Origin of the sequence: Pantoea sp. BAV 3049, assembly GCF_009765445.1 — a bacterium.
GTDB lineage: Bacteria > Pseudomonadota > Gammaproteobacteria > Enterobacterales > Enterobacteriaceae > Erwinia.
In genome coordinates, this window is the sequence record NZ_WHOY01000031.1 from 2,663,887 (window position 1) to 2,686,790 (window position 22,904).

22 protein-coding genes and 6 pseudogenes are annotated in these 22,904 nt (G+C 51.7%); 11 read left to right on the forward strand and 17 right to left on the reverse strand.

What is annotated here, in order from left to right:
- Window positions 1-187 precede the first annotated feature (187 nt).
- Window positions 188-1,858 carry an alpha,alpha-trehalase TreA gene (treA, locus tag GSQ70_RS13415; protein ID WP_158783005.1) on the forward strand — a complete coding sequence of 557 codons (1,671 nt, stop codon included), beginning with the start codon at window positions 188-190 and terminating at the stop codon, window positions 1,856-1,858.
- 228 nt (window positions 1,859-2,086) lie between these two features.
- Window positions 2,087-4,204 carry a TonB-dependent siderophore receptor gene (locus tag GSQ70_RS13420; protein WP_158783006.1) on the forward strand — a complete coding sequence of 706 codons (2,118 nt, stop codon included), beginning with the start codon at window positions 2,087-2,089 and terminating at the stop codon, window positions 4,202-4,204.
- Window positions 4,205-4,258: 54 nt separating this feature from the next.
- On the opposite strand, the gene GSQ70_RS13425 is transcribed toward GSQ70_RS13420, so the two are convergent.
- Window positions 4,259-4,507: a GlsB/YeaQ/YmgE family stress response membrane protein gene (locus tag GSQ70_RS13425; RefSeq protein ID WP_158783007.1), complete on the reverse strand. Its 249-nt coding sequence runs from the start codon at window positions 4,505-4,507 to the stop codon at window positions 4,259-4,261.
- Window positions 4,508-4,681: 174 nt separating this feature from the next.
- Between GSQ70_RS13425 and GSQ70_RS13430 the strand changes: the two genes are divergently transcribed.
- Entirely contained in the window at window positions 4,682-5,419 is a 738-nt protein-coding gene (locus GSQ70_RS13430) for a flagellar brake protein (protein WP_158783008.1), read from the forward strand.
- Window positions 5,420-5,753: 334 nt separating this feature from the next.
- On the opposite strand, the gene emtA is transcribed toward GSQ70_RS13430, so the two are convergent.
- Window positions 5,754-6,380, reverse strand: coding sequence for a membrane-bound lytic murein transglycosylase EmtA (gene emtA, locus GSQ70_RS13435; RefSeq protein ID WP_370521114.1), 627 nt, complete (start codon window positions 6,378-6,380; stop codon window positions 5,754-5,756).
- A gap of 291 nt (window positions 6,381-6,671) precedes the next feature.
- Between emtA and ldcA the strand changes: the two genes are divergently transcribed.
- A complete protein-coding gene (gene ldcA / locus GSQ70_RS13440; protein WP_158783010.1) occupies window positions 6,672-7,598 on the forward strand; it encodes a muramoyltetrapeptide carboxypeptidase in 927 nt (308 codons plus the stop codon).
- Between the two features lie 16 nt (window positions 7,599-7,614).
- Window positions 7,615-8,277 (forward strand): MBL fold metallo-hydrolase, encoded by a 663-nt coding sequence (locus GSQ70_RS13445; RefSeq protein WP_158783011.1) that lies wholly within the window; start codon window positions 7,615-7,617, stop codon window positions 8,275-8,277.
- Window positions 8,278-8,283: 6 nt separating this feature from the next.
- On the opposite strand, the pseudogene GSQ70_RS13450 reads toward GSQ70_RS13445, so the two are convergent.
- The 3 genes and pseudogenes from GSQ70_RS13450 to GSQ70_RS13460 all read right to left on the reverse strand — a co-directional run bounded on the left by GSQ70_RS13450 (window position 8,284) and on the right by GSQ70_RS13460 (window position 9,535).
- Window positions 8,284-8,696 (reverse strand): annotated as a pseudogene (locus GSQ70_RS13450) (GNAT family N-acetyltransferase).
- 93 nt (window positions 8,697-8,789) lie between these two features.
- Entirely contained in the window at window positions 8,790-9,197 is a 408-nt protein-coding gene (locus GSQ70_RS13455) for a hypothetical protein (protein ID WP_158783012.1), read from the reverse strand.
- Window positions 9,198-9,310: 113 nt separating this feature from the next.
- Window positions 9,311-9,535, reverse strand: coding sequence for a YgdI/YgdR family lipoprotein (locus GSQ70_RS13460; protein ID WP_158785310.1), 225 nt, complete (start codon window positions 9,533-9,535; stop codon window positions 9,311-9,313).
- 116 nt (window positions 9,536-9,651) lie between these two features.
- Here GSQ70_RS13460 and GSQ70_RS13465 point away from each other — a divergent pair, with 116 nt between their 5' ends.
- The gene (locus GSQ70_RS13465; RefSeq protein WP_158783013.1) at window positions 9,652-9,897 is read left to right on the forward strand and encodes a DinI-like family protein; all 246 of its coding nucleotides are present in this window, start codon (window positions 9,652-9,654) and stop codon (window positions 9,895-9,897) included.
- Window positions 9,898-10,037: 140 nt separating this feature from the next.
- Window positions 10,038-10,277 (forward strand): hypothetical protein, encoded by a 240-nt coding sequence (locus tag GSQ70_RS13470; RefSeq protein WP_158783014.1) that lies wholly within the window; start codon window positions 10,038-10,040, stop codon window positions 10,275-10,277.
- Between the two features lie 10 nt (window positions 10,278-10,287).
- Here GSQ70_RS13470 and GSQ70_RS13475 read toward each other — a convergent pair whose 3' ends face one another.
- From GSQ70_RS13475 to GSQ70_RS13505, 7 genes and pseudogenes are all read right to left on the reverse strand, one after another.
- On the reverse strand, window positions 10,288-10,488 hold the full coding sequence (locus GSQ70_RS13475; RefSeq protein WP_158783015.1) for a hypothetical protein: 201 nt from the start codon (window positions 10,486-10,488) through the stop codon (window positions 10,288-10,290).
- 724 nt (window positions 10,489-11,212) lie between these two features.
- Window positions 11,213-11,462: pseudogene (locus tag GSQ70_RS26415) on the reverse strand (amylovoran biosynthesis protein AmsF); the annotation flags it as partial.
- Between the two features lie 122 nt (window positions 11,463-11,584).
- Complete coding sequence (locus GSQ70_RS13485; protein WP_158783016.1) at window positions 11,585-11,995, reverse strand: hypothetical protein; 411 nt, start codon at window positions 11,993-11,995, stop codon at window positions 11,585-11,587.
- A gap of 77 nt (window positions 11,996-12,072) precedes the next feature.
- Window positions 12,073-12,401, reverse strand: a pseudogene (locus GSQ70_RS13490) (hypothetical protein).
- Window positions 12,373-12,489, reverse strand: a pseudogene (locus tag GSQ70_RS26020) (lysozyme); the annotation flags it as partial. The pseudogenes GSQ70_RS13490 and GSQ70_RS26020, both read right to left, overlap by 29 nt.
- Before the next feature lie 65 nt (window positions 12,490-12,554).
- Complete coding sequence (locus tag GSQ70_RS13500; RefSeq protein WP_158783017.1) at window positions 12,555-12,845, reverse strand: phage holin family protein; 291 nt, start codon at window positions 12,843-12,845, stop codon at window positions 12,555-12,557.
- Window positions 12,832-13,212 (reverse strand): putative holin, encoded by a 381-nt coding sequence (locus tag GSQ70_RS13505; RefSeq protein ID WP_158783018.1) that lies wholly within the window; start codon window positions 13,210-13,212, stop codon window positions 12,832-12,834. The genes GSQ70_RS13500 and GSQ70_RS13505 overlap by 14 nt, the downstream gene beginning before the upstream one ends.
- A gap of 319 nt (window positions 13,213-13,531) precedes the next feature.
- Here GSQ70_RS13505 and GSQ70_RS13510 point away from each other — a divergent pair, with 319 nt between their 5' ends.
- Entirely contained in the window at window positions 13,532-14,362 is an 831-nt protein-coding gene (locus tag GSQ70_RS13510; protein ID WP_158783019.1) for an alpha/beta fold hydrolase, read from the forward strand.
- Window positions 14,363-14,694: 332 nt separating this feature from the next.
- Here GSQ70_RS13510 and guaD read toward each other — a convergent pair whose 3' ends face one another.
- The 3 genes and pseudogenes from guaD to GSQ70_RS13525 form a co-directional block, all read right to left on the reverse strand.
- Window positions 14,695-16,029 carry a guanine deaminase gene (gene guaD / locus GSQ70_RS13515; protein WP_158785311.1) on the reverse strand — a complete coding sequence of 445 codons (1,335 nt, stop codon included), beginning with the start codon at window positions 16,027-16,029 and terminating at the stop codon, window positions 14,695-14,697.
- Window positions 16,030-16,362: 333 nt separating this feature from the next.
- Complete coding sequence (locus tag GSQ70_RS13520; protein ID WP_158783020.1) at window positions 16,363-17,238, reverse strand: aldo/keto reductase family oxidoreductase; 876 nt, start codon at window positions 17,236-17,238, stop codon at window positions 16,363-16,365.
- A 978-nt stretch (window positions 17,239-18,216) separates the two neighbouring features.
- Window positions 18,217-18,381: pseudogene (locus GSQ70_RS13525) on the reverse strand (NADP-dependent isocitrate dehydrogenase); the annotation flags it as partial.
- A 278-nt stretch (window positions 18,382-18,659) separates the two neighbouring features.
- Between GSQ70_RS13525 and GSQ70_RS13530 the strand changes: the two are divergent.
- Window positions 18,660-19,469: a DUF4225 domain-containing protein gene (locus GSQ70_RS13530; protein WP_158783022.1), complete on the forward strand. Its 810-nt coding sequence runs from the start codon at window positions 18,660-18,662 to the stop codon at window positions 19,467-19,469.
- 12 nt (window positions 19,470-19,481) lie between these two features.
- Here the strand turns inward: GSQ70_RS13530 and GSQ70_RS13535 are convergent, their stop codons facing one another.
- Entirely contained in the window at window positions 19,482-19,805 is a 324-nt protein-coding gene (locus tag GSQ70_RS13535; protein WP_158783023.1) for a hypothetical protein, read from the reverse strand.
- A gap of 328 nt (window positions 19,806-20,133) precedes the next feature.
- Here GSQ70_RS13535 and GSQ70_RS13540 point away from each other — a divergent pair.
- A pseudogene (locus GSQ70_RS13540) lies at window positions 20,134-20,744 on the forward strand (tyrosine-type recombinase/integrase); the annotation flags it as partial.
- A gap of 133 nt (window positions 20,745-20,877) precedes the next feature.
- Here the strand turns inward: GSQ70_RS13540 and icd are convergent.
- Window positions 20,878-22,128, reverse strand: coding sequence for an NADP-dependent isocitrate dehydrogenase (gene icd, locus GSQ70_RS13545; protein ID WP_158783024.1), 1,251 nt, complete (start codon window positions 22,126-22,128; stop codon window positions 20,878-20,880).
- Between the two features lie 101 nt (window positions 22,129-22,229).
- Between icd and rluE the strand changes: the two genes are divergently transcribed.
- On the forward strand, window positions 22,230-22,892 hold the full coding sequence (rluE, locus tag GSQ70_RS13550) for a 23S rRNA pseudouridine(2457) synthase RluE (protein WP_158783025.1): 663 nt from the start codon (window positions 22,230-22,232) through the stop codon (window positions 22,890-22,892).
- The last annotated feature ends 12 nt before the right edge of the window (window positions 22,893-22,904 follow it).

Sequence of the window (22,904 nt, forward strand, 5' to 3'; positions counted from 1 at the left end):
AACGGTGCAAGGGGGATCATTTTCTGGTGCAGCCTCAGGCCAGTTTGATGCTGTTTTGCCTGACTTAAAAACCCTGACTGCTTCACATTTCCCGGCAGTACAGCGGACGGCAGTCGGAATCTCGTCTAAAGTTTGTTTCAGGGTCAATAACTTACGGATCACCGGATCCGGACATGGAGAACTACTAATGCAGAGAGTCGAAAAACGTCAATGGAAAACCGTTGTGGCGCTGCCCTTACTGGTTGCCGCGTTGGCACAGGCCGGTTATGTCATGGCCGCCGAACCACAACAGCAGCACATGCTGAGCGATGCGCCGCAGCCGCCTGATATCCGTTTAGGGCCTCTCTTCCATGCGGTACAGGCGGCAAAACTGTTCCCTGACCAGAAAACCTTTGCTGATGCCATTCCGAAAAGTAATCCCTCCTCCATTCTGGCTGACTGGCAGATGCAGAAGAAGCAGCGCAATTTCGATTTGCGTCATTTCGTTGACACCAACTTCACCCTGCCTGCGGATGGCGAAAAATATGTGCCGCCAGCCGGGCAGAGCCTGCGGGAACACATCGATGGTCTGTGGCCGGTGCTGACGCGCTCAGCGAACCAGGCTAACCAGTGGGATTCGCTGCTGCCGCTGCCGAAACCGTATGTCGTGCCGGGCGGCCGCTTCCGCGAGGTCTATTACTGGGACAGTTATTTTACCATGCTGGGCCTGGCCGAGAGCGGCCACTGGGATCGCGTGCAGGATATGGTGGAGAACTTCGCCTCGCTGCTGGATAAATACGGCCATATCCCTAACGGTAACCGCAGCTACTATCTCAGCCGGTCCCAGCCGCCGTTCTTCAGCATGATGGTCGATCTGCTGGCGCAGCATGAGGGCGACAGCGCTTACAGTAACTATCTGCCTGAACTGCAAAAAGAGTACGATTACTGGATGGCGGATGCTGATAAGCTGAAACCGGGCGAAGCCAGCAAGCGCGTGGTGAAGCTGAAAGATGGCACCCTGCTTAACCGCTACTGGAATGCACGCGACGTGCCGCGTACAGAATCTTATATGGATGACATCGCCACCGCGAAAGATGTCACTGAGCGTAATAAAGGAGAGCTGTATCGCGATCTGCGTGCCGGTGCGGCTTCAGGATGGGATTTCAGTTCGCGCTGGTTTGCCAAACCGGGCGACCTCTCCACCATTCAGACTACCACTATTCTGCCGGTCGATCTGAACGCGCTAATGTTCCATCTTGAGCAGACTCTCGCCCATGCCAACAAGCTGGCGAAGAACGACGAGGCCAGCCAGCGTTTCGACGCGCTGGCGAAAAAGCGTCAGGATGCAATCAATCGCTATCAGTGGGATAGCAGGCAAGGCTGGTACGCCGACTATGACTGGCAGAAAGCCGCTGTACGCCCGCAGCTGACCGCTGCCACCCTGTTCCCGCTCTACCTGAAAGTAGCGACGGAGGATAAAGCAGCCAAAACCGCGACGGCAGTGCAGAAACAGCTGGTGAAAGAAGGCGGTCTGGTCACCACCACCAATAACAACGGGCAACAGTGGGATGCGCCAAACGGCTGGGCACCGCTGCAGTGGGCAGCTGTCGAAGGGCTGAATAATTATGGCAAACAGGCGCTGGCAAAAGATATTGGCATGCGCTTCCTGAACAACGTGCAGACCACCTATGACAAACAACACAAGCTGGTGGAGAAATACGTTGTTGAAGGTAAAGGCCTGGGCGGAGGTGGCGGCGGTGAATATCCACTGCAGGACGGATTCGGCTGGACCAACGGCGTCACGCTGAAACTGATGGACCTCTACTGTCCGAAAGGGGTCACCTGTAATAACGTCGGTGATATCACCAAAGGTCAGTAATCCTCCGGCGGCACTCCGGTGCCGCCCAAATTAGCCCGCCCTGATAATTCCCTTATCTTTCCAGGTGAATATATAAGCAAAATCAATGCTTGAAACACGTTAACGAAAAGATAATAATTCTCATTGAGATTATCATAAATCTTTACATTACCTCACTGCGCGTCTTTCAGCTGTTCCCCTGCGCAGGCGGATCTATTTTGCTCGCATTTATTTGTAAGGGATTTGACAATGAGAATGGCTTTTACCCTGAAGCGTTCCGTTCTGCTTTGCGCCATCGCGCTTGCCACACCAGCCCTCTCCTTTGCCGCTGATACCCTGGTGGTAACCGCTCAACCAACCGAAACGGCGACCACACCGACCATCGGTTACACTGCAAAAACCAGCAAAGGCGCGACCAAGACCGATCGTCCCCTGATTACTACCGCCCAGTCCGTCTCCGTGGTAACCCGCCAGCAGATGGAAGACCAGGGCGCTCTGGACGTAAACCAGGCGCTGAACTATACCGCCGGTGCCTTTACCAACTTTGCCGGTGCAGCCAGCCGTTACGATACCGTTTCACTGCGTGGCTTCCATGGTGGCGATGTCGACAATATCTTCCTCGACGGCCTGCGCCTGATGAGCGATCCGGGCAGTTACAACGTGCTGCAGGTCGATCCGTGGTTCCTCGACCGCATCGACGTGATCAAAGGGCCTTCTTCTGCCCTGTATGGTCAGACCGTGCCTGGCGGGTTGGTGATGGAAACCTCCAAACGTCCGCAGTTCACCCAGGAGGGCCACTTCCGTGCTTCCACCGGGACCAACAGTACCAACAGCGCGGCTTTTGATTACACCAATGCGATCAACGATCAGTGGGCGTTTCGCCTGACCGGCATCACCCGCAACAGCAACACGCAATATGACCACACCCGCGAAGAGAAATACGCTATCTCCCCTTCCCTGCTCTGGCAGCCGGACGAGGATACCTCTTTGCTGTTGCGCGCTTATCTGCAGAAAGATCCTTCAGGCGGTTACCACAGCGCGGTGCCGGGTGACGGCAGCATTACCGAACACAACGGGCGCAAGCTGAGCACCGGCTTCTATGACGGCGACAGCTCGCTGGATCAGTTCAAGCGTAATGAGCAGATTTACAGCTATGAATTCGCTCACCGCTTCAACGACACCTGGGCGTTCCGCTCAAACGCCAGCTACTCGCACTCAAACGTCGACCTCGATCAGGTCTATCAGATTGGCTGGGACACCACTAACCCGGATCTGCTGAACCGCTACTACTCCGGCTCCCGTTCTTCACTGGATGCCTTCGCCCTGGATAATCAGCTGGAAGCGGACTTCGCCACCGGCGAGCTGGAGCATAAAGTCGTGCTGGGTGCGGAATACCATCAGTACAAAAATGACCTGAGCGATGCCAGCGGTTACGCTAACCAGCTGAACGCCCTGACCGGTGAAGCGATCGGCCCGCGTCAGAGCTACACCTTCTTTGATTCGCAGCGTCGCTACTACCAGACCGGGGTGTATCTGCAGGATGAGATGACGTGGCAGAAATGGCATCTGGACGTATCCGGTCGTTATGACCGCATTGTTTCGCAGACAGATAACTATGATTTCGGTACCAAATATCGTCGTCAGGATGACCACGTCAGTGGCCGTGCCGCGCTGTTGTATGCCTTTGATAACGGCATTTCACCTTACGCCAGCTACAGTCAGGCGATCACCCCGCAGTCACTGTCCGGTGAAGACGGTAATCTGCTGAAGCCAACCACCTCTGAGCAGTATGAAACGGGTGTGAAATACCAGCCGGTGGGTACTTCTGACATGTACTCCATCGCGCTGTACGATTTGACGCAGAAAGATGTCGGCAACCGCGTGGTGGTGGGCTCTTACTACGAACCGGCCGGGAAAGTCCATTCACAGGGCGTGGAACTGGAAGCCCGCAACCAGCTGACTCCGCGTCTGAGCACCATTGCTAACTACACGCTGAACCACGTGCGCTACAAAGATTCCGTGGACGGTAACGACGGCCACACGCCATACGTTACCCCGGACTCCATGGCTTCGGCCTGGGCGAAATACCAGTTCGACTACGGGATCAGCGTCGGGGCTGGCGTGCGATACATCGGCAAACAGTGGGCGGATAATGAAAACACTACTCGTCTGCCTTCTGTCACCCTGTTCGACGCCTCCGTGCGTGCCGACCTGGGTGCCTGGAATAGCAGCCTGAAAGGCGCGTTCGTGCAGGTTAATGCCAACAATCTGACCGATCGTGATTACGTTTCTGCCTGCTACGGTACAGGCTACTGCTACTGGGGTGCTGAGCGTACAGTCATTGCCACTGTGGGTTATGATTTCTGATCTTCAGACGTAAAAAAGGGAGGCAATTGCCTCCCTTTTCTTATTTCGGGTTCGTCAGCTTTTGACTTTGCGGTAGATCCACAGCACCACGATCGCGCCAATCACGGCGACCACAAAGCTGCCAAAGTTGAAGCCATCCACCTTTCCGAAGCCAAAGAAGGTACTGATCCAGCCACCCACTACGGCACCCACCACCCCCAGGATCACGGTGATGATGAAACCACCGCCATCACGACCAGGCATGATCCATTTAGCGATGATCCCGGCGACCAGACCAAAAATGATCCATGACAAAATACCCATTTACTGCTCCTTTGTTTTTCCTGTTAAGACGGCATTAGTATAGGCCAGGATTATAACTCTGTGATTTAAATCCAAACTTTTTTTCAGACAAGTCTAAAGGCTTACGCCGCGCTGCCGATAATTCGTCCTGTCACCACTGACAGCGCGTTTTTTGACATTCAACTGGAGTCGAATGTGAAAGAAGAAGATAAAGAACAGTACCTCAAGCGTGGCCCGCTGGCCGTGCTGGGCGTTTTGAAGAATCTGCTGAAGAACGAAACGCCAGTGATGGTTTCACACAGCAGAGGACAGTTTATTACCAAATTGCTCTCCGCCGACCAGGACCGCCTGGTGGTCGATTACGGCAGCAATGACTACGACAACCAGCTGGCGTTGGAGGCTCAGGAGCTGCATCTGACAGCGGAAACGCACGGTGCAAAAGTGGAGTTTGCTCTCAGCTCGCTTGAAGCCGCCAGCCATGACGGGCTGCCCGCGTTTGGTGCCGACCTGCCAGACTTGCTGTGGATGATCCAGCGCCGCGAGTTTTTCCGCGTCTCTGCCCCACTCGATCCGGTCTTTTACTGCTACGTGAACTGGCCGGACGGCAGCGGCGAAGGCCGGATGCGTCTGCAGGATCTATCGCTGGGCGGGATTGGCGTGCTGGGTGACTCTACCGTACCAGCAGGCCTGAAAGGCGGAGAACAGTTCAGGCAACTGCGCGTGGAGCTGGGTGAATATGGTCGTTTTGAAGTGGATGCGCAGTTGATCAACGTCGGGAAACGCAGCGTGGTGGGCAATAAAAATGAAACTGTGGTGACTCCCCGTCTCAGCTTCCGTTTTGTCACCATGAATGCCGGGCAGGAACGTCAGCTGCAGCAGGTGATCTTCTCGCTGGAGAGGCTGGCCCGTGATAAAGCCAACCGCTTCCAGTAACGCTGTTCTTCGGGCCGCCGCCGCAGCCCTTAGCCCCCAGATAATTTGTCCTCAAGCACCCTCTCATCTTTTAACTCTTCAGGCGTTTTCAGGAATGGCGTTAACACCGCACTGAGCATATACAGAACAGTGAAAATGCTCAGTACGCCCCCGGCTGCCTGGCTTCCGTAGAAGGCACCGGCGATTGGTTTTGCCTGTAAGGTCAGCGCGCATTCCATTCAGAAATATGGCGGGCAGAGTTCGTTCCCTTCACTGGCCGGGCTGAAAAGCGAGCTGGCAACGGCACATGTCTGGCAGGAAGCTGGCGGGCTGGAAATCAGCCCGCCGCTGAACATCAGATGGTGCGGTAAGCCGTGGTGACTTTCCACAGATAGCGTGGGGCCTGAGCGGCCGGATGTTTATCCTGCACGTGCTGATAAAACTCTTCCGGCGTCATCGAGTTAATCATCGCAATCGCCCGATCCCTGTCGCGGGAGAAGGTTCTCAACAGCGCACCTGCGCCGTTGGCATAGGAAACAATCGTCGCATAGCGCATTGTTTCCGGATTACGGATGCCGGACAGCGACTGGTCCTGCAGGATTTTCAGGTAGGCCGTGCCGATATCAATGTTCTTCACCGGGTCACGCAGCTCCGAGCTGGTAGGCTGGCCACGTCGTCCCTGCACCCGATACACTTCACGCCCCGCCGTTGAGGCTTTAATCTGCATCAATCCAATGGCATTCGACTTGCTGACTACCGTTGGATTGCCGCCCGATTCGACCGAAATAATCGCGTCAACCAGCTTCTGATCGATGCCATAGTTATGGGCCGCATTCTCGGTAAACAGTGACCAGGCCTGCGCCACCTTTTCCGGTGGGGCTTTGGTCAGCGGCGTTTGCTGCTGCTGAGTCACTGTCTGTTTGTGGGGTTCACTGGCGCAGCCCGCCAGCAGTAACACACCCAGTATCGAAACTGTTTTCACGCTTCTCACGCTATATTCATCCTCAGAGCCTTAGCCTCGCGCTTTATCATATCTGCTGCCGGGCAAGAGAAAATTACCGTAACTCTGAATTTCACCGGGGTGAGAGTGACTTCAGAGCGGCTTTTCGTCATCATCAGTCGTATTGGACCGCCAGTGGCGTAAAATGATTCACCAGCGCTGCATAAAAATCACACAATTTGCAGCAAAAGGCGACTTTTTTTATTCCGGAGCGGAGAAAGGCTATTGAAAAACGGCCATTCCTGCGCCGCTTTGAGGGTAAAAGTGAAGATTATGTCGATTACTCCCCGCTCTTTTCATCTGATTGCTCCTTCTGGCTATTGTCATAATCAGCAGGCGGCACAGCTGGCCGTGGAACGGCTACGGGCTCAGGGGCATCAGGTTGGTAACGCTAAAGCGCTCCTCCGCCGTGAGCAACGTTTCGCGGGCAGCGATGCCGAGCGCCTGGCTGACCTCCATCAATTAATCCAGCCTGATTGCCAGCCTGATATCGTGCTGGCCGTCCGGGGCGGCTACGGCGCAACCCGCCTGCTGCCGCACTTCGATGCCACAGCGCTGGCCGCCCGTCTGGCAACCCACCCGCTGGCTATTTGCGGCCACAGCGACTTTACTGTTATCCAACTGGCTCTGCTGCAACAGGGTGCCATTACCTTCAGTGGGCCGATGCTGGCAGGCAATTTTGGCGCTGAGGCTTTATCTGATTTCACCGTCGATCACTTTTGGCGCGCGCTGACATCGCCTAAATTTACTGTTGAGTGGCAAACGGAACGGCACGAACAGCAGGTTGATGTCTCTGGCAGGATCTGGGGCGGCAATCTGGCCATGCTGGTTTCGCTGATCGGCACGCCATGGATGCCGCAGATTGATGACGGCATTCTGGTGATCGAGGATGTGAATGAACATCCGTTTCGCGTGGAACGGATGCTGCTACAGCTGGCACAGAGCGGCTTGCTGGCACGACAAAAAGCGATCGTCACCGGGAGTTTTACCGGAGCAAAACTGACTGATTACGACAATGGCTACGACTTTGACAGCGTCTGGACGCTGATACGTCAGGTCACTGGCCTGTCGCTGGTAACCGGTCTGGAATTTGGCCATCACTGGAATACCGTGACGCTGCCGCTGGGCGCTCAGGGACACCTGCAGGTCAATGGCACCACCAGCAAGCTGACGCTATCAGGACACCCGACGCTGCCGTAAACATCCGGGAGCGCCCATGAAGCAGCTGTATGAAGACCTCTGGGTATCCACACCGGAGTTTCCGCCCAATGAATTTGAACCAGCGCTGATGATGCATGGTTTCCTGCTGCAACATGGACGTGGCAATCTGCTGATTTCAAGGATTGAGAATCCTGAAGACCATAACGCGATTGGCGATCTTGGCGGCTCGATCCGTCACTATCTCACCCACTGGCATGAAGCGGGACCGGGCGCCCGCCTCCTGCAACAACGCTTCAATTCCGCTCTTTACTGCCATAACCGCGCGCTGGGACCGATCAGTACATTTGCTGAGGCTGACGACACTTTTAACCAGGCCGAAGTGCACTGCGGCAGTTTTCACGTGGTGCCAACACCAGGCCACACGCCGGGTAGCACCAGCTATCTGTATGCTTCACCCTACGGCAAAACGTACCTGTTCGTTGGCGATACGGTGACGCTTTATCATGACCGATGGGTCACGGTGCTGGTGCCTGAGAGCAATGAAGCCGACCTGAAACAGTCGCTGGAGTTTTACCGCGCGCTGCGGCCAGATGTGATCCTGATGGGTACGACAACCGCACATCTCTCCTGGCAGGAGGTAACCATGCGTGAGTGGCTGGCGTTGCTGGATGAAGCGGAGAGTTCGCCGCTGGATCTGCGCCAGCGGCTGCCCGAGTAGCCGGGCTTAAAGCGTTTTAGTCAGATAAAAGCGCTGATGAACCCGGGGATATTCCTCCAGTTGAAAGCGCACAAAGTAGCCCAGCTTTTCGTAAAAAGGCCGGGCCTGGAAACTGGCGGTATCAACCTGCGCATACACGCAGCCGCGCAGGCGAGCCTCTTCCTCAGCCGCTTTCATCAACGCCGTACCAGCCCTTGCCCGCGAAGAGACTCGCTGACCCACAGCATATTGATCCTTAGCCAGTTGCCAAGGGTAGAGCCGGTCAGTCCTGCAAGTTTGCGGCCTTCCGGTCCGTTGATAAACACCCCGATGTCTTTCATCTCATCAACGTTGATGTGCTTTGCGTTGAAGGCAACTAACCCTGCCAGGACTTCGGCAAGATCTTCCGGCGTCGGGTTGTGCGATAAAATGACTTCCATCCTTAATTCTCCGTTGTGATCAAGGGACCTGATAGCAGAGGGTCACAGCTGTGGAAAGAATCAGCACAGAAACAGATTACACTTAAATCAGGATCAGGATTCTACATTCCCGGACGCATCGGTGCGTTGCAGGGTTACCGTGCTGTTCTCTTTCTCGCTGGTGCGGCTGCAGGGCACCAGCTTCTGGCCGCCACTGTAAGAGAAATAAGTTTCGTCATCGGACTTATTGACGATCATCTGGTCGCCATTGCGGAACAGCGTTATCGCCACTTTCACGCCGTTATCGGTACGGGACTGCTGGTCCCCGGCGGCTATCTGAAAGTTATCACCTGGCCACATAACGGTGGTCAGGCCATACTGGGCGTTGGTCACGGTCATGGTGGGACGACCCGGGCAGGTAATCTGGAACTCGGTGTTAAGCATTGGCGGCGAGGCGTTCGAGCCCCAGGCCGCAATTGAGGTGCAGGCCAGTAAGCCTCCGGTGACTAGAGTGCGAATCATGGGCAGGGTTCTCCGGGCTTTCTCTCTGATTTCGTTAACATTCAGGCCAAAAAGCCTGGCACACAATTCTGCCCATGTCGCCTGGTTTACACAATCAGACTCCGCCTGAAGTCTCAGTTTTTCAGGCTGCTCATCTCTTTGATATCCGCCTGGTTAACCGCCTGCTGCTTACCGTTTTCGTCGGTGTAAATCACCATGCCGGTGGCTTTATCCTCCTGCGGCTTGCCCTGCACCACCACGGTACTGCCATCTTTCATCTGCATCACATGGTCGCTGGAACACCCGGCCAGCAGCGCTGTCGTCGCCAGAATGATCGCCATAATCAGTTTGTTTTTCATCATGCATTCCCTTTTGTTGTAAGACCCTAACCAGTGTAGTTCAGCATAAAAAGTTATTGAAGATTGCCGCATTTAACTGTATTTTTATCCAGCACTTACAACCAGGATCCCCTCACATGTTTGTTGAACTGATTTACGATAAGCGCAACGTCGCCGGTTTGCCCAATGCGCAGGAACTGATCCTGAACGAGCTGGAGAAGCGGATCCAGCGCGTGTTTCCGGATGCCGAAGTGAAGGTCAAACCCATGCAGGCCAACGGGGTAAAAACCGATGCCAGTAAGAGTGACAAGTCAGTGATGCTGCGGATCATTGAAGAGATGTTTGATGAAGCGGACCAGTGGCTGGTCGCAGAAGAGTTTTAAGTTCTCAACGCTTTGCTGGCTTGATATTCCCGGTTAGAGCGTAAATATTGCCACTCCGCACCAGGAAGCGAATTCGTTGCCTAAAGTTTTACCGCCCTTCGCCGAAGATGTTCACAAGACCCCTCACTGAGAGCATCATTATGGCTATTATTTTCATCCCTTCGCTCGCAGGGCTGCTGCTGAATGCCGAGCAGCGTAAAGGCTGTTTACTGACTCAGCAGGAAGTGGAAGCCATCCGCGACAGCGCTACCTGTATCTCCGTGCCGGACGGCATAGCGCGAAATCTGGATCCCTCCAGGGGATACACGGATATCGATCCGCAAAGATGTTGGGAACAGTGGTCACTCTCCCGCACTGCCGGTCTGGTTAAAAGCGCGTGACCCGCAGAAATTATCCTTTTGCCCTCTGGATTATTTCGGCATACAGCAGATCGTATACCTTTGCCGCATGGGCTGAGCTGTCCCGCAGCATCTGGATCGCCTCTTCCAGCGTTTGCGGCTCAATCTGACCCACAATGCGCCAACCTAAGGCAATGTTCTTCGCCTCTTCCAGTCGATTGGGCTGATGTTCAACGGACGCAGCTTCTGACACAGAATTCTCCTGATTTGAGTTTTGGCCCTATTTTACGGACCATCGTCTTGCCATCTCAACCCTTGTTTTTTTCAGTAACCTCATTTTGGCGTATATTTACGATTTTTTGACGAAAAAGGCTGTTTCCTGAGCCAAAAATGCTCCCTGCTCGCAAAAATACAGACTAATCCTGGGCGCAGAACTGCACTATTTCACCGTTTTTAGTCTACTGCCAGCCCTTTTTTATTAAAAAAATCGCCAGTTTCATTCAGACTTAAAAAAAACCGCCTTTTCGGGCGGTTTCAGCTTCGGCTAATTGATTAGCTAAAGTAAGGGAATTTTCGGTCAGTCCCGTTGATATTGAGGGTGATGTATCCTGCACAAGCAGTGCCATCAGGTGTTGCAGCCTCAGTCGTTGCCATGGTAACTACGCCGTTTTCATGCGCGCCTCTCCCCGCCAATCCATTATGAAAACTTAAGCGTGTGTTAGGGGTCACTGTTCCAATAGTGGTCTCATCAGTGACCGCTGACAGATCCGGTGTAAACAAGGAACACTTCCCGGATTCGCGGCGGTTCCTGACGGATTGGCGGTGGACAGCTTGCTGACTATTTCCAGCATCCACTGCGGATTGACCTTCGGAAAAGCAAATTTACCGATGCGGTACCAGGTATCCGTCGTTGAGGTAGTGGTCAGCTTATAGCCGCTGTCCCCCCCCTCTTTCATCGAGCCGGTCATTACCGTGTCGTCACCCTTCGCGCCAAAGTGATAAAGATTGACCTGCCCGGTGTCGCTCATGATGCGCTTCCAGTAAAAGCCGCTGCCCTTTGCCATCGTACCTCCGTCATCGGCCAGCGTGGTGGTCCCCAGTAAACCGACAAAATCCCCCCTCCGTGGAAGGAAGAGTCCTTGTCGTAGTAACGTTGAGTGCGGCAATGTCTCCCGCTTTGGTTGGTGAGGTGGTTCTCAGATCTGCAAGGCCGTTCACTTCGATCATAATTACCTCCAGTGTGGTTTAGCGATTTACGATGGGATGCCCGGTTGGGCCAGAATGACAGGGCGTCAGAGCGACGCCCGGAGGAGTTGTTTCTGCAAACGGTCAGGCTGGTTCATTGTAAATTATTTCGCGACCAGCTTCCGGGCCAGCGCGACAATTTCTCTGAACTCGCCAACGTCGTGACCAATAAAATTGAGCAGTTTGCCCACCTTATCCAGCAGGGGATCGTTGGCGATAAGACTGCCAGCCTGCCCGGTGCTGCTGGCGGCGGCCAGGTCGGCCTGAGCCTGTGTCAACCTGGAGTCAGTAACAGCTGCAATGGGGGTAATACTGTTAACCGCCACCGGATCCGACATCACCTGAGCGTGAAGCGAATCATAAGCGGCGGTAGCGGGAGCCGGGCCGGATGCCAGTTGTGGTTGAGTGACGGTGGTATCCACTGCCGCTGTGGCTGGTGCAATGGTTGTGGTCTCTGGTGCTGCCTGCGGAGCAGTAGCGGTTGCTGCATCGGTATTTTGAGTGATATCAGTCATGATTATTTCCTCTTTACGTTTACAACGTGTTTTGCCAGCGGGCTGATGCCTGCCGGCTCTTTGCAGCGAAAGGCTGGCTATGGGTGCCCTCCGCTATTCAGTTTTTGTCTGGCATTGGCCAGACTGTTCTGCCGGACAAACTGTGACATCACCGCCATCGCCACCATAAAAGCCCCGATCAGACCGAGGTCGTTTTGCGGGATAACGGCTTTCACATCCGGTAGTAACATCTGCCAGGCCTGCATGGCAGAGTCCGGGAACGACTGCACCCAGGCCTGATTGCAGACCCGAGTGACGCCAGCCAGGCCGACCAGGTTTTAAACAGCAATTTTGCGTGATGCAAAAACTCCAGCGAGTTGTGCTTCCTGATCGGCAACAGCAAATTTCGGCCTAATTTTGATGCCACAATCCACCGTCGGAAAACCCAGCGTGTCGATAAAGGGGACATCGCGGTAGCCTTCTTCAAATTTAAGCAACGTAACTCCCTGACTCATATCAACTTCTCCTCTTCACAAGGCCTTTCTGTAGGCTAGTTACTGATTAAAATGATGAGGCAATACTACCTGTCCGATGGTCTGAGCACGGCCAGCAGTCGGGCCACATTGCCTTTTGAGCGGAATACCGCGGCACAGATGATCAGATTAATCATTACTGCCGCCCAGCTGGTGTGTTCATAATGATCAAAGAAATAGCGGAAAGGGACAGAGGCATAAGACAGCACGATCATATAAGCCAGCCATGACGCCCACCACTCATGCCTGGCTCCGGGTTTACGAAACAACATCAGTCGTAAAACGATGGAGCTACAGACGGCGACATTCACCAGTACCAGAGGATCATTTGTGACCATTGAAGCCTCCTTTCCAGCGAGCCAGCCAGGCGACCGGGTCCTGCTGGTTGAAAAACGTTAAGGTTTTGATAGCCAGAGCGGAGAGCAGCACCGCTCCCAACCCATCCAGCGGCCTCTCGCTGTAACCCAGAACTTCAGCCAGTTTGGCACCGGCCAGACCGGCGCCAAAAACACCGAAAATCATTGAGACAAGGAAGTAAGACGCCCGCACCCACAGCCGCAGATCGGCGGCACCGGCAACATAAAAAACAGCGCCAGCAAAAGCGCCAAAAAGTACGCTGAAATTCACTCCGCCCAGATGGCTGGACAGCGCAATTCCGGCTGAAGATGCAGCACTACTGCTAACGGCGATAAGATGACCAGACATAATGCCTCCTTTTTGCGACAGCCCTTCCCATCAGGATGAGAAATAAAAAAACCCCGGCCGGGGCCGGGGTCGTAACTGCATTGACTAAGCTGAAGCAGCTGATGGTAATACTTTAGGTTGGGGAATGCGTACGCGTGAAAAATTTATAAAATTATTTTTGCCGCTGAAATTTATCCCGGGTCACTTCCCCGATTCACATCGTGCTGAGCCTGATTCAATGGGGACAGGCCCGCCATTTTGGGCTAGCCTTTAACTGCTTTCTTTTTAAGCAGATTCAGTTTTGTCCACTGGACCAGGCCCTTAATAAAGGAGTGAAAATATGTCATCGAGCAGCTATCTGAAACTGAAAGATGGAACCCATTTGTTCTATAAAGACTGGGGAGAAGGACAGCCAGTTGTGTTCAGCCATGGCTGGCCATTGTCCGGCGATGCATTTGAAGATCAGATGTTTTTTCTCGCGTCGAACGGGTACCGCGTCATCGCCCATGACCGGCGTGGGCATGGCCGCTCTTCTCAACCCTGGCAAGGCAACACCATGGACCAGTACGGCGACGATCTGGCTGAACTGACTGCTGCGTTGGATCTCAACGAAGCGATCCATGTCGGACATTCAACTGGCGGTGGCGAAGTTGCCCGTTACATTGGCCGTCACGGCACCGCTCGCGTGGCCAAAGCCGTTCTGATTGGTGCTGTCCCTCCTGTTATGATCAAGACCGACTGGAACCCGGGTGGACTCCCGCGAACGGTTTTTGACGGTATCCGCGAGGGTGTGCAAAACGATCGCTCCTCCTTCTTTAAAGAGCTCTCTACGGCATTTTATGGTTTCAACCGCGACACGGCAAAAGTTTCCCAGGGCCTGAAAGACAGCTTCTGGCTGCAGGGGATGCAGGGATCAATTAAGTCGCTGTACGACTGCATTCAGGCCTTTTCAGAAACAGATCAGCGTGAGGATTTAAAAAAAATGACGGTTCCCACTCTGGTTATCTACGGCGATGACGACCAGATAGTTCCTCCGGCGTCTTCCAGCGAGGCGGCGGTGAAACTGCTGCCTGACCCGACAGTAAAAGTTATTGCTGGCGCTTCTCATGGGTTGTGCAGTACGCACAAGGATCTTATCAATCAGGAATTGCTTAGCTTTATCAGATCCTGATGGGCAGACAGAAACGGGAGCATACGCTCCCGTTTCTGTAATTCAGGATGAGTTCGTCCCACCACATTTCCTCCTGAGGTTTACCCCATCACACTTTTCAATCAATAATATCCCATTGAATGAAAGTGCTTTCCCATTGATACTATCGGGCCAAGGGGTTCCTGCTGAGGATAAGCAATGCGTCGTAAACTGATCTGGTCGCTGGTTATGCTAATTGTTTTAGGGCTCCTGTTTGTGGCAATAACGTCAGTTCCGTTAAGGCTTAGGATTGAAAATTTACTCTACGAACTCGCCCAGTTAATCCTGCAACGCCGGGCACCTTAGCGCCTGAGCTACTTAGCTTTGTTTCCCATTATATATGTATGTTCAACTGTACGGTCATCCCCCATTATTTCTATCGGAAAGATAACATCAGCAGTATTTTTACTGTTCGCCGTTCTCATTTTCAGCAATTCTGTTGACGCCGGATTCAGCACCACAAAATCAGCTTCTTTCCCGTTTTCAAAACTGCCAATATATTTATCCAGCGAAAGCGCTTTGGCTCCCCCGAGCGTGGCGAGATATAAATTTTCCATTGGTGATAATGGCGTGACTTCCTGCGGGTTCTCGCTATACGCTTTTCTTAATTGCGTAACTTTATAAGCCTCATCCATTACCTGAAGCAACGAAAAAGTTGTCCCTGCACCAATATCGGTTCCCAGACCAACATTGATATGATATTTCCGGGCTTTATCTAAATTAAATAAGCCGCTGCCTAAAAAAAGATTAGAGGTCGGGCAGAATGAAAAATTGGCCTGCTTCGCTTCTGCCACCGCATAATCCTGGTCATCAAGATGAATAGCATGAGCAAAAATTGATTTGGCAGTGACCAGCCCATAGTGGTCATAAACGTCGAGATAACTGCGGCTCCACGGAAACAGCTTTTTCACCCAGGCGACTTCCTGATTGTTTTCCGCCAGATGGGTATGCAGATATACATCCGGAAACTCCTTCAGCAATTTACCGGCTATGGCCAGCTCCGCGTCAGTTGAGGTGGGTGCAAAGCGTGGCGTAACCGCATAGTCCAGACGCCCCTTATGCTGCCACTTCAGGATCAGTGCCTTGCTCTGGCTGTAGGCGGTCTCCGGGGTGTCCAGCAAAGGTGCCGGAGCATTGCGATCCATCAGTACTTTTCCTGAAATTACCCGCATATTTTTCTGCAGCGCAGACTGGAAAAGTGCATCAACCGAGACAGGATTACTGGTGGCAAAAACCAGTGCGGTAGTGGTACCGTTATCAATCAGTTGTTTCAGAAATGTGTCGGAAACATGCGAATCATATTGCTTATCGCTGAATTTTTCTTCCGTGGGAAAAGTGTAGTCATTTAGACAGCCGATTAACTGTTCGCCATAAGAACCTGTCATGCTGATTTGCGGGTAGTGAACATGTGTATCAATAAAACCTGGCGTGATTATCCGGCCGCGATAATCAACGATCTCTTTAACATCGTATTTTGTTTTCAGCGTCTCATAATCACCTGCCGCAACAACCTTCCCCATATCGATAATTAACAATCCATCCTGATAGTTATGTACTGCTTCAGGATGCGACGCTGGATCCGCCGTAAAATACAAGACATCTCCCCTGTACCCAACCTTTTCCGCATGAGCAGCCAGAGAAATCAACATAACCGCGATACTACAGACAAACTTCTTCATTCCATTATCCTTAATTGCCTGAACTCCGTTTTCTTACGTGGCTATATTAATTAATCGGCATTAAAAATACCCCCCAGGATTGTAATGGTTTGTATCATGATATTTTACTGGAGCCTTACAGGCGGCATATCAATGTCTATTCCAGTTATCACGACAAAACAGAAGCCATTGTGTAAATACAGTGATGCTGTAATACCAGAATGGAATATCTGTCCGATGGTGTCTCTGGAGAGAATTACTGCACGGATAGCGGATTACAGGCGCAGGTTCTTTCTGTTTAGAAATGCCTGCGCCGGTCGAGGCTCAGGGGCTAACTGTTGAAATACCGTTCAGCTTAGCGACGATCTCCGCCGACAGATCAAGCTCACCTGCCGCCAGGTTTTCCTGCAGATGCTTCACGGAAGAGGTTCCCGGGATCAACAGGATATTTGGCGAACGCTGCAGCAACCATGCGAGAGCCACCTGCATTGGGGTAGCTTCAAGTTCAGTGGCAACCTCAGACAGTGTTGATGATTGTAGTGGTGAAAACCCACCCAGCGGGAAAAACGGCACATAGGCAATACCATCACGTGCCAGTTCATCAATAAGCCGATCGTCGTTACGATGAGCAACATTGTACATATTCTGCACGCAAACGATCTCCGTCAGCTGCCGTGCTTCCTCAACCTGGGCGTGCGTGACGTTGCTCAGACCAATATGGCGAACCAGCCCCTGCTGCTGCAGCGCGATTAATGCTGTCAGCTGTTCCTCAATCGATCCTTCAGCCGGGCCGGAACGGTCAAACATGATCCGCAAATTGACCACGTCCAGTACCTCAACGTCCAGGTTGCGCAGGTTGTCATGAACCGCCTGGGTTAGCGCGTCAGGGGATGAGGCGGGCAACCAGTCTCCCGTTTCTGAGCGTCTGGCCCCGATTTTGGTCACCAGAGTGAGATCGTCAGGGTATGGCGAAAGCGCTTCGCGGATAATCTGGTTGGTGACGTGGGGACCATAGAAGTCGCTGGTATCAATATGATTAACACCCGCCGCAATGGCAGCCCGCAGAACGGCGACTGCCGCATCCCGATCCTTTGGCGGTCCAAAAACGCCCGGGCCTGCAAGTTGCATTGCGCCGTAACCCAGCCGTCTTACGCTGCGGCTGCCAAGAGTGAACGTACTGGTGTGATGAATGCTGGTCATAGCTTTCCTCTTTAGGGGTGCTGGTGGCTGATTTGCCCCATTCAGTATGTGAAGAATCCTTCAGTTTTTGAATTCGCATTCTGGCTGGGGGGAATTTCCACCAGAGAAACCGCGCCATACGGCGCTCAGGCAAAAATATCGGCTCACCTGAACCGGCTAATGCTCTTCCCACTTTCAGGTTTGCAGATGACGTTCCTGCCTTAACAACAGAATGGTTAAAGGCGTAAAGACGGTAACCTCCACGCCTTAGTTATGTTTCAACCCAAAACGGTAATATTGCCCCTTGATACGACATGTCACCAACACTTATAATGATTGTAACTCAATTCACATTTTATTTATTCGTATCACTTAAAAGAAATTTTTATTCCCTGCCCTTAAATTTACTTAATTCATTGTTTAACCATAAAAAATGACGATAATTTCTCCAGCTTTTTTTGACAGCGTATATCTGAATTGATAATCATTTTCATGAGCCATGGGGGCTCACTATAAACGGATTATTGGATATGAGAAATCTCTCGAAAAATAAAGATGAAGACGTTTCTGGCGCCCTCTGTGAAGGTATAACCACGGCCTGTCGCTGGCATGACCCCAGCGGTATTCGTCGGACCAGCGGCGGTCATTGCATGAGCCATCAATGCTGGAGTTCAATGCGTGATTTACCCTAACAAATGAAAGCAGGTAATACATTCAGCCCCCTCTTTATTCAGGTCACTATACGTGGCCTGATTCAACTGATTGCGTTAGCGTCTGCTTTGCGACTTAATGCAGGAACAATTTTTTCAACCCGCCTGCACAAAAAGAGGCCGTTTCTGGTGTTTGCGCGAAGATGCGGAATTGATAGAGCCCCTTCTACCCATCTGGTTTTCATTCGGGTTGTCGTCCGAACAATAGCCCGTTAAACAAAGGATTCTAAACAACAAAAAGCCCGCATAATTCTAACATTATTGCGGGCTTTATTTTAAAGCAAAGAAATTACATATGCTTGATCATTGCATCGCCAGACTCGGAAGATTTCAGCAGATTAGCGCCATCCATCAGACGTTTGAAGTCATAGGTCACGGTTTTGGCAGCAATCGCGCCTTCCATGCCTTTAACAATCAGGTCTGCGGCTTCGAACCAATCCATGTGACGCAGCAGCACCTGCGTAATCAAGTATTACTGCATTGATTTTATTGAAATTTATACTGGAAAAACTCTTTAACATCTGCACTTTAATGCAAGATAAAACCTCTACAATAACAAACAGATGCCTTTAATTTTGGGGAATGATTTTTTTGTAATTTTGTACCCTAACTTTACATCCCTCACCGAAAACCACATAGTAACGGTGGTTAACAGGCGGCCAGATAGCTTTCCTTATTCTGCACCGCAATGGCGACCGGTTGGTCATCTTACATACAGCACAAGGACGAGTTATGGATAACTACTTAGCAAAGGACCGCTTTTCTGATTATTTTCTCACTATGGCTAACCTGGAAGCCCGTCAGCTTTCAGCGACTGCACGCACTGTTTCATCTATGCACCTGACGGATTTGATAACTCGCATGCGTTTTATGGATGAGGTACAAAGATTTATATCCTCTCAGATACAAACTATACGGTCCGCAAAGAACGATGCTGTTTGTCAGGAATGTCTGAACAATCTTAGACAAGAGCGACACTTTCTTGGTGTCCAAAACGAGATGTTAAGCACCGGCCGTGCCGCAGTTAGTGCATCAGTTAAGTTTTATCACGACAATGAAAAAATTATTGGATATGTGATCGATGGGATTGGAGTTATTTTAGGTGGGCTTCAGATAGTAGCTGGCGCGGGCGTTATGGCTGCATCATTAGCCACGGGGAATGTAATTGGTACTGTTGTCGGCGTCCATCTTATTTTGAATGGTACAAGCACATTAGTAGAAAAAATCTCAAAATTAGAAGGAAATAAGGATGCCGTTGGGTTTATGAAAAACGCATATATGGATTCGGCTGAATTTTTTGGTTTCGACCGTAAACTAGGAATGCTCGCTTACCAGGGCGTCGACCTGGGGACTTCATATTATGGCATACTAAAATTATCATTGAAGCCTAAAGCCTGGAGATTATTTCACTATATACCCTCAGATTACTTCCGGAAAATATCTTCAATGAGTAGGCCAGCACTTGCTATCAAAGGAGTGTCTGCTGCTGGAAAAATAGGCCAGATGGGCTTGACATACAAAGATATAAAGCAAGAAAAATAAACGAAGGGGGTATTACCCCCTTTTAGAAAGAAATCGATATGCTTTCCAGGCAAGCACTAACGGAACTATCTGATATACACAATAAAAACCAAAAACGAATGCTATCAAATATGCAGTAAGCGAACCACTGATATCAAATGTAATTTTACAAGCCAATGGCATTAAAATTATTATTAACATAAGGCAACCAGCATAAAATCGCCTCTTTAAATCGACCAGTAAGGTTGATAAAGTCTCCCGACCTTCGCTTCTGTTTATTATTTTTTGCAGATCTTTTATGTTCTTATCATTGAAGCCGTTTTTTAGCAACGCTGATTCCAACTCAATATCACTCATGATCTTCCCTTATGTCACATCATCCGTTACCATTTATAATAACGTGATCTATACAAAGGGCAACCAAAAACCCGGCGTATAAGTCACGGCCGCTCATTATATAGCTGCGTGATTGTGTGGGTCACAACGCCAAATAGTATCACCTCTTCCAGTGCTGGTCCCTCAATCGATTCTTCATCGAACGTGATTAGCGCACTACCCATCAATTTACCAACCGCGCACGCCCCGTTAAGTTCAAAAACAAACGGCTGACCAGCCTGAGGCATAATGGCGCGGTCAATGACATACAGTGCTCCTTCAAACTCGTAAAGCTGGGTGCTGGGCCTAACCTCCCGGCTATAACCCGGCACAGGCTACCCGCCAGCCGCGGAACCGGGTTATACGCGAACGCCTTTCTCTCGATGAGTGGAAAGAAATCTACTCTGCCGCTGAGCAGCATCCCTCTTATCTCCAGTGCGCCATGATGCTGCCATCGTGACCGGACAACGGATCGGCGACATCTCCCGAATGAAATTCAGCGATATCTGGGATGACATGCTCCACGTTGAGCAGGAGAAAACCGGCGCTAAAGTGGCATTCCCGCTGTCACTCCGTTGTGAAGCGCTGGACATCTCTCTGCGTGAAGTTGTGGCTAAGTGTCGGGATGCTGTTGTCAGTAAGTATTTGGTGCATTTCCGGCACAGCACATCACAGGCAACCAGAGGTGGACAGGTTTCCACCAGCGCCATTACCACGACATTCAAAAAGGCCAGGGACAGAACCGGAATGTCATGGCCTGAGGGAAAGGCGCCGACATTTCATGAACAGCGCTCTTTATCAGAACGACTTTATAATTCTCAGGGAATTGATACGCAGAAACTACTCGGCCATAAATCGCTCAGACAGACAGAAAAATATCATGATGATCGGGGAAAAAACTGGACGGTGATTGCCGTTTAAATCGCTTATTTCATAACCAGTTTTGGGGAAGAGTTTTGGGGAAGTTTTGGGGAAGTTTTGGGGAAAAATTGAGGGGATAAAAAGCCAACATAAATTTAACAAAATATGTTGGCTTTATGTTGCAGAATCGGGCTTACATATGCTTGATCATTGCATCGCCAAACTCTGATGATTTCAGCAGCTTAGCGCCATCCATCAGACGCTCAAAGTCATAGGTCACGGTTTTGGCAGCAATCGCGCCTTCCATGCCTTTAACAATCAGGTCGGCGGCTTCGAACCATTCCATGTGACGCAGCATCATCTCAGCGGACAGGATCACTGAACCCGGGTTCACTTTATCCTGACCAGCATACTTAGGTGCTGTACCGTGGGTCGCTTCGAACAGCGCACACTCGTCACCAATGTTTGCGCCCGGAGCAATACCGATACCGCCAACCTGCGCCGCCAGGGCATCAGAGATGTAGTCGCCGTTCAGGTTCATACAGGCAATAACGTCATATTCAGCCGGACGCAGCAGGATCTGCTGCAGGAACGCATCGGCGATCACGTCTTTCACGACGATCTCTTTGCCGGTATTCGGGTTCTTAATCTTCATCCACGGGCCGCCATCGATCAGCTCGCCGCCGAACTCTTCTTTCGCCAGCTGGTAACCCCAGTCTTTGAAAGCGCCTTCGGTGAACTTCATGATGTTGCCTTTGTGAACCAGCGTGACGGAATCACGATCGTTGGTAATCGCGTATTCAATCGCCGCACGAACCAGACGCTTGGTGCCTGCTTCGGAGCAAGGCTTCACGCCGATACCACACTGCTCAGGGAAGCGAATTTTCTTCACGCCCATCTCATCGCGCAGGAACTTGATCACTTTATCCGCTTCGGCAGAACCCGCTTTCCATTCAATACCGGCATAGATATCTTCGGAGTTCTCACGGAAGATCACCATATCGGTGTCTTCAGGACGTTTTACCGGGCTTGGCGTGCCGGTGTAGTAACGCACCGGGCGCAGACAGATGTAGAGATCAAGCTGCTGACGCAGGGCCACGTTCAGGGAACGAATACCGCCGCCGACTGGGGTAGTCAGTGGGCCTTTAATAGCCACGCGATACTCTTTAATCAGGTCGAGGGTTTCTTCTGGCAGCCAGACATCCTGGCCGTAGAGCTCTACCGATTTCTCACCGGTGTAAATTTCCATCCAGGAAATTTTACGCTCACCGTTATAAGCTTTCTGCACAGCGGCATCGACAACTTTGATCATCACTGGAGAAACATCAACGCCGATCCCGTCACCTTCGATAAAAGGGATGATTGGGTTGTTTGGTACGTTGAGCTTGCCCTTTTCCAGGGTGATTTTCTGACCTTCCGCCGGAACAACTACTTTGCTTTCCATTAACCTCTCCTTCGAGCGCTTTTTTGTTAATGATTTGTAAGATGCGGGACAATACTACTTGAATATTCCTCCCGCGCCAATCCTCACCGGTTTGCGTTATAATGCGCTTATTGTTAACAAGTGCAAAGAACATGCGTAAATCTTCCGTTAAGAATCACCGCGTTAAACGATTCAGCCCGCCAGCAGCCGCCCGACAGGCCCACAAAGGGCCCAGGCGTGTTATTGTTTTTAACAAACCTTTTGATGTGCTGCCGCAGTTCAGCGATGAAGCCGGGCGCAGTACGCTGAAGGATTTTATTCCGGTTGCGGGCGTGTATGCCGCAGGCCGCCTGGATCGCGACAGCGAAGGGCTGATGGTGCTGACCAACGATGGCGCATTGCAGGCAATGCTGACTCAGCCTGGCAAACGCACCGGCAAAATTTATTACGTTCAGGTAGAAGGTGCACCGGACGAACAGGATATTCAGCCACTACGTGATGGCGTTAATCTGAAAGATGGTACCACCCTGCCAGCAGGCGTGGAACGGGTCAGCGAACCGGAGTGGTTATGGCCCCGAAATCCGCCGATTCGGGAGCGCAAAGCGATCCCCACCAGCTGGCTGAAAATCACCCTTTATGAGGGACGTAACCGCCAGGTTCGCCGCATGACGGCCCATATCGGCTTCCCTACCCTGCGCCTGATCCGCTTTGCTATGGGCAGGATGGTGCTGCAGGATTTACCGCCAGGTGAATGGCGCGATGTCACCGGCGAGTTCCCTATTTGAGCCATTATTGGC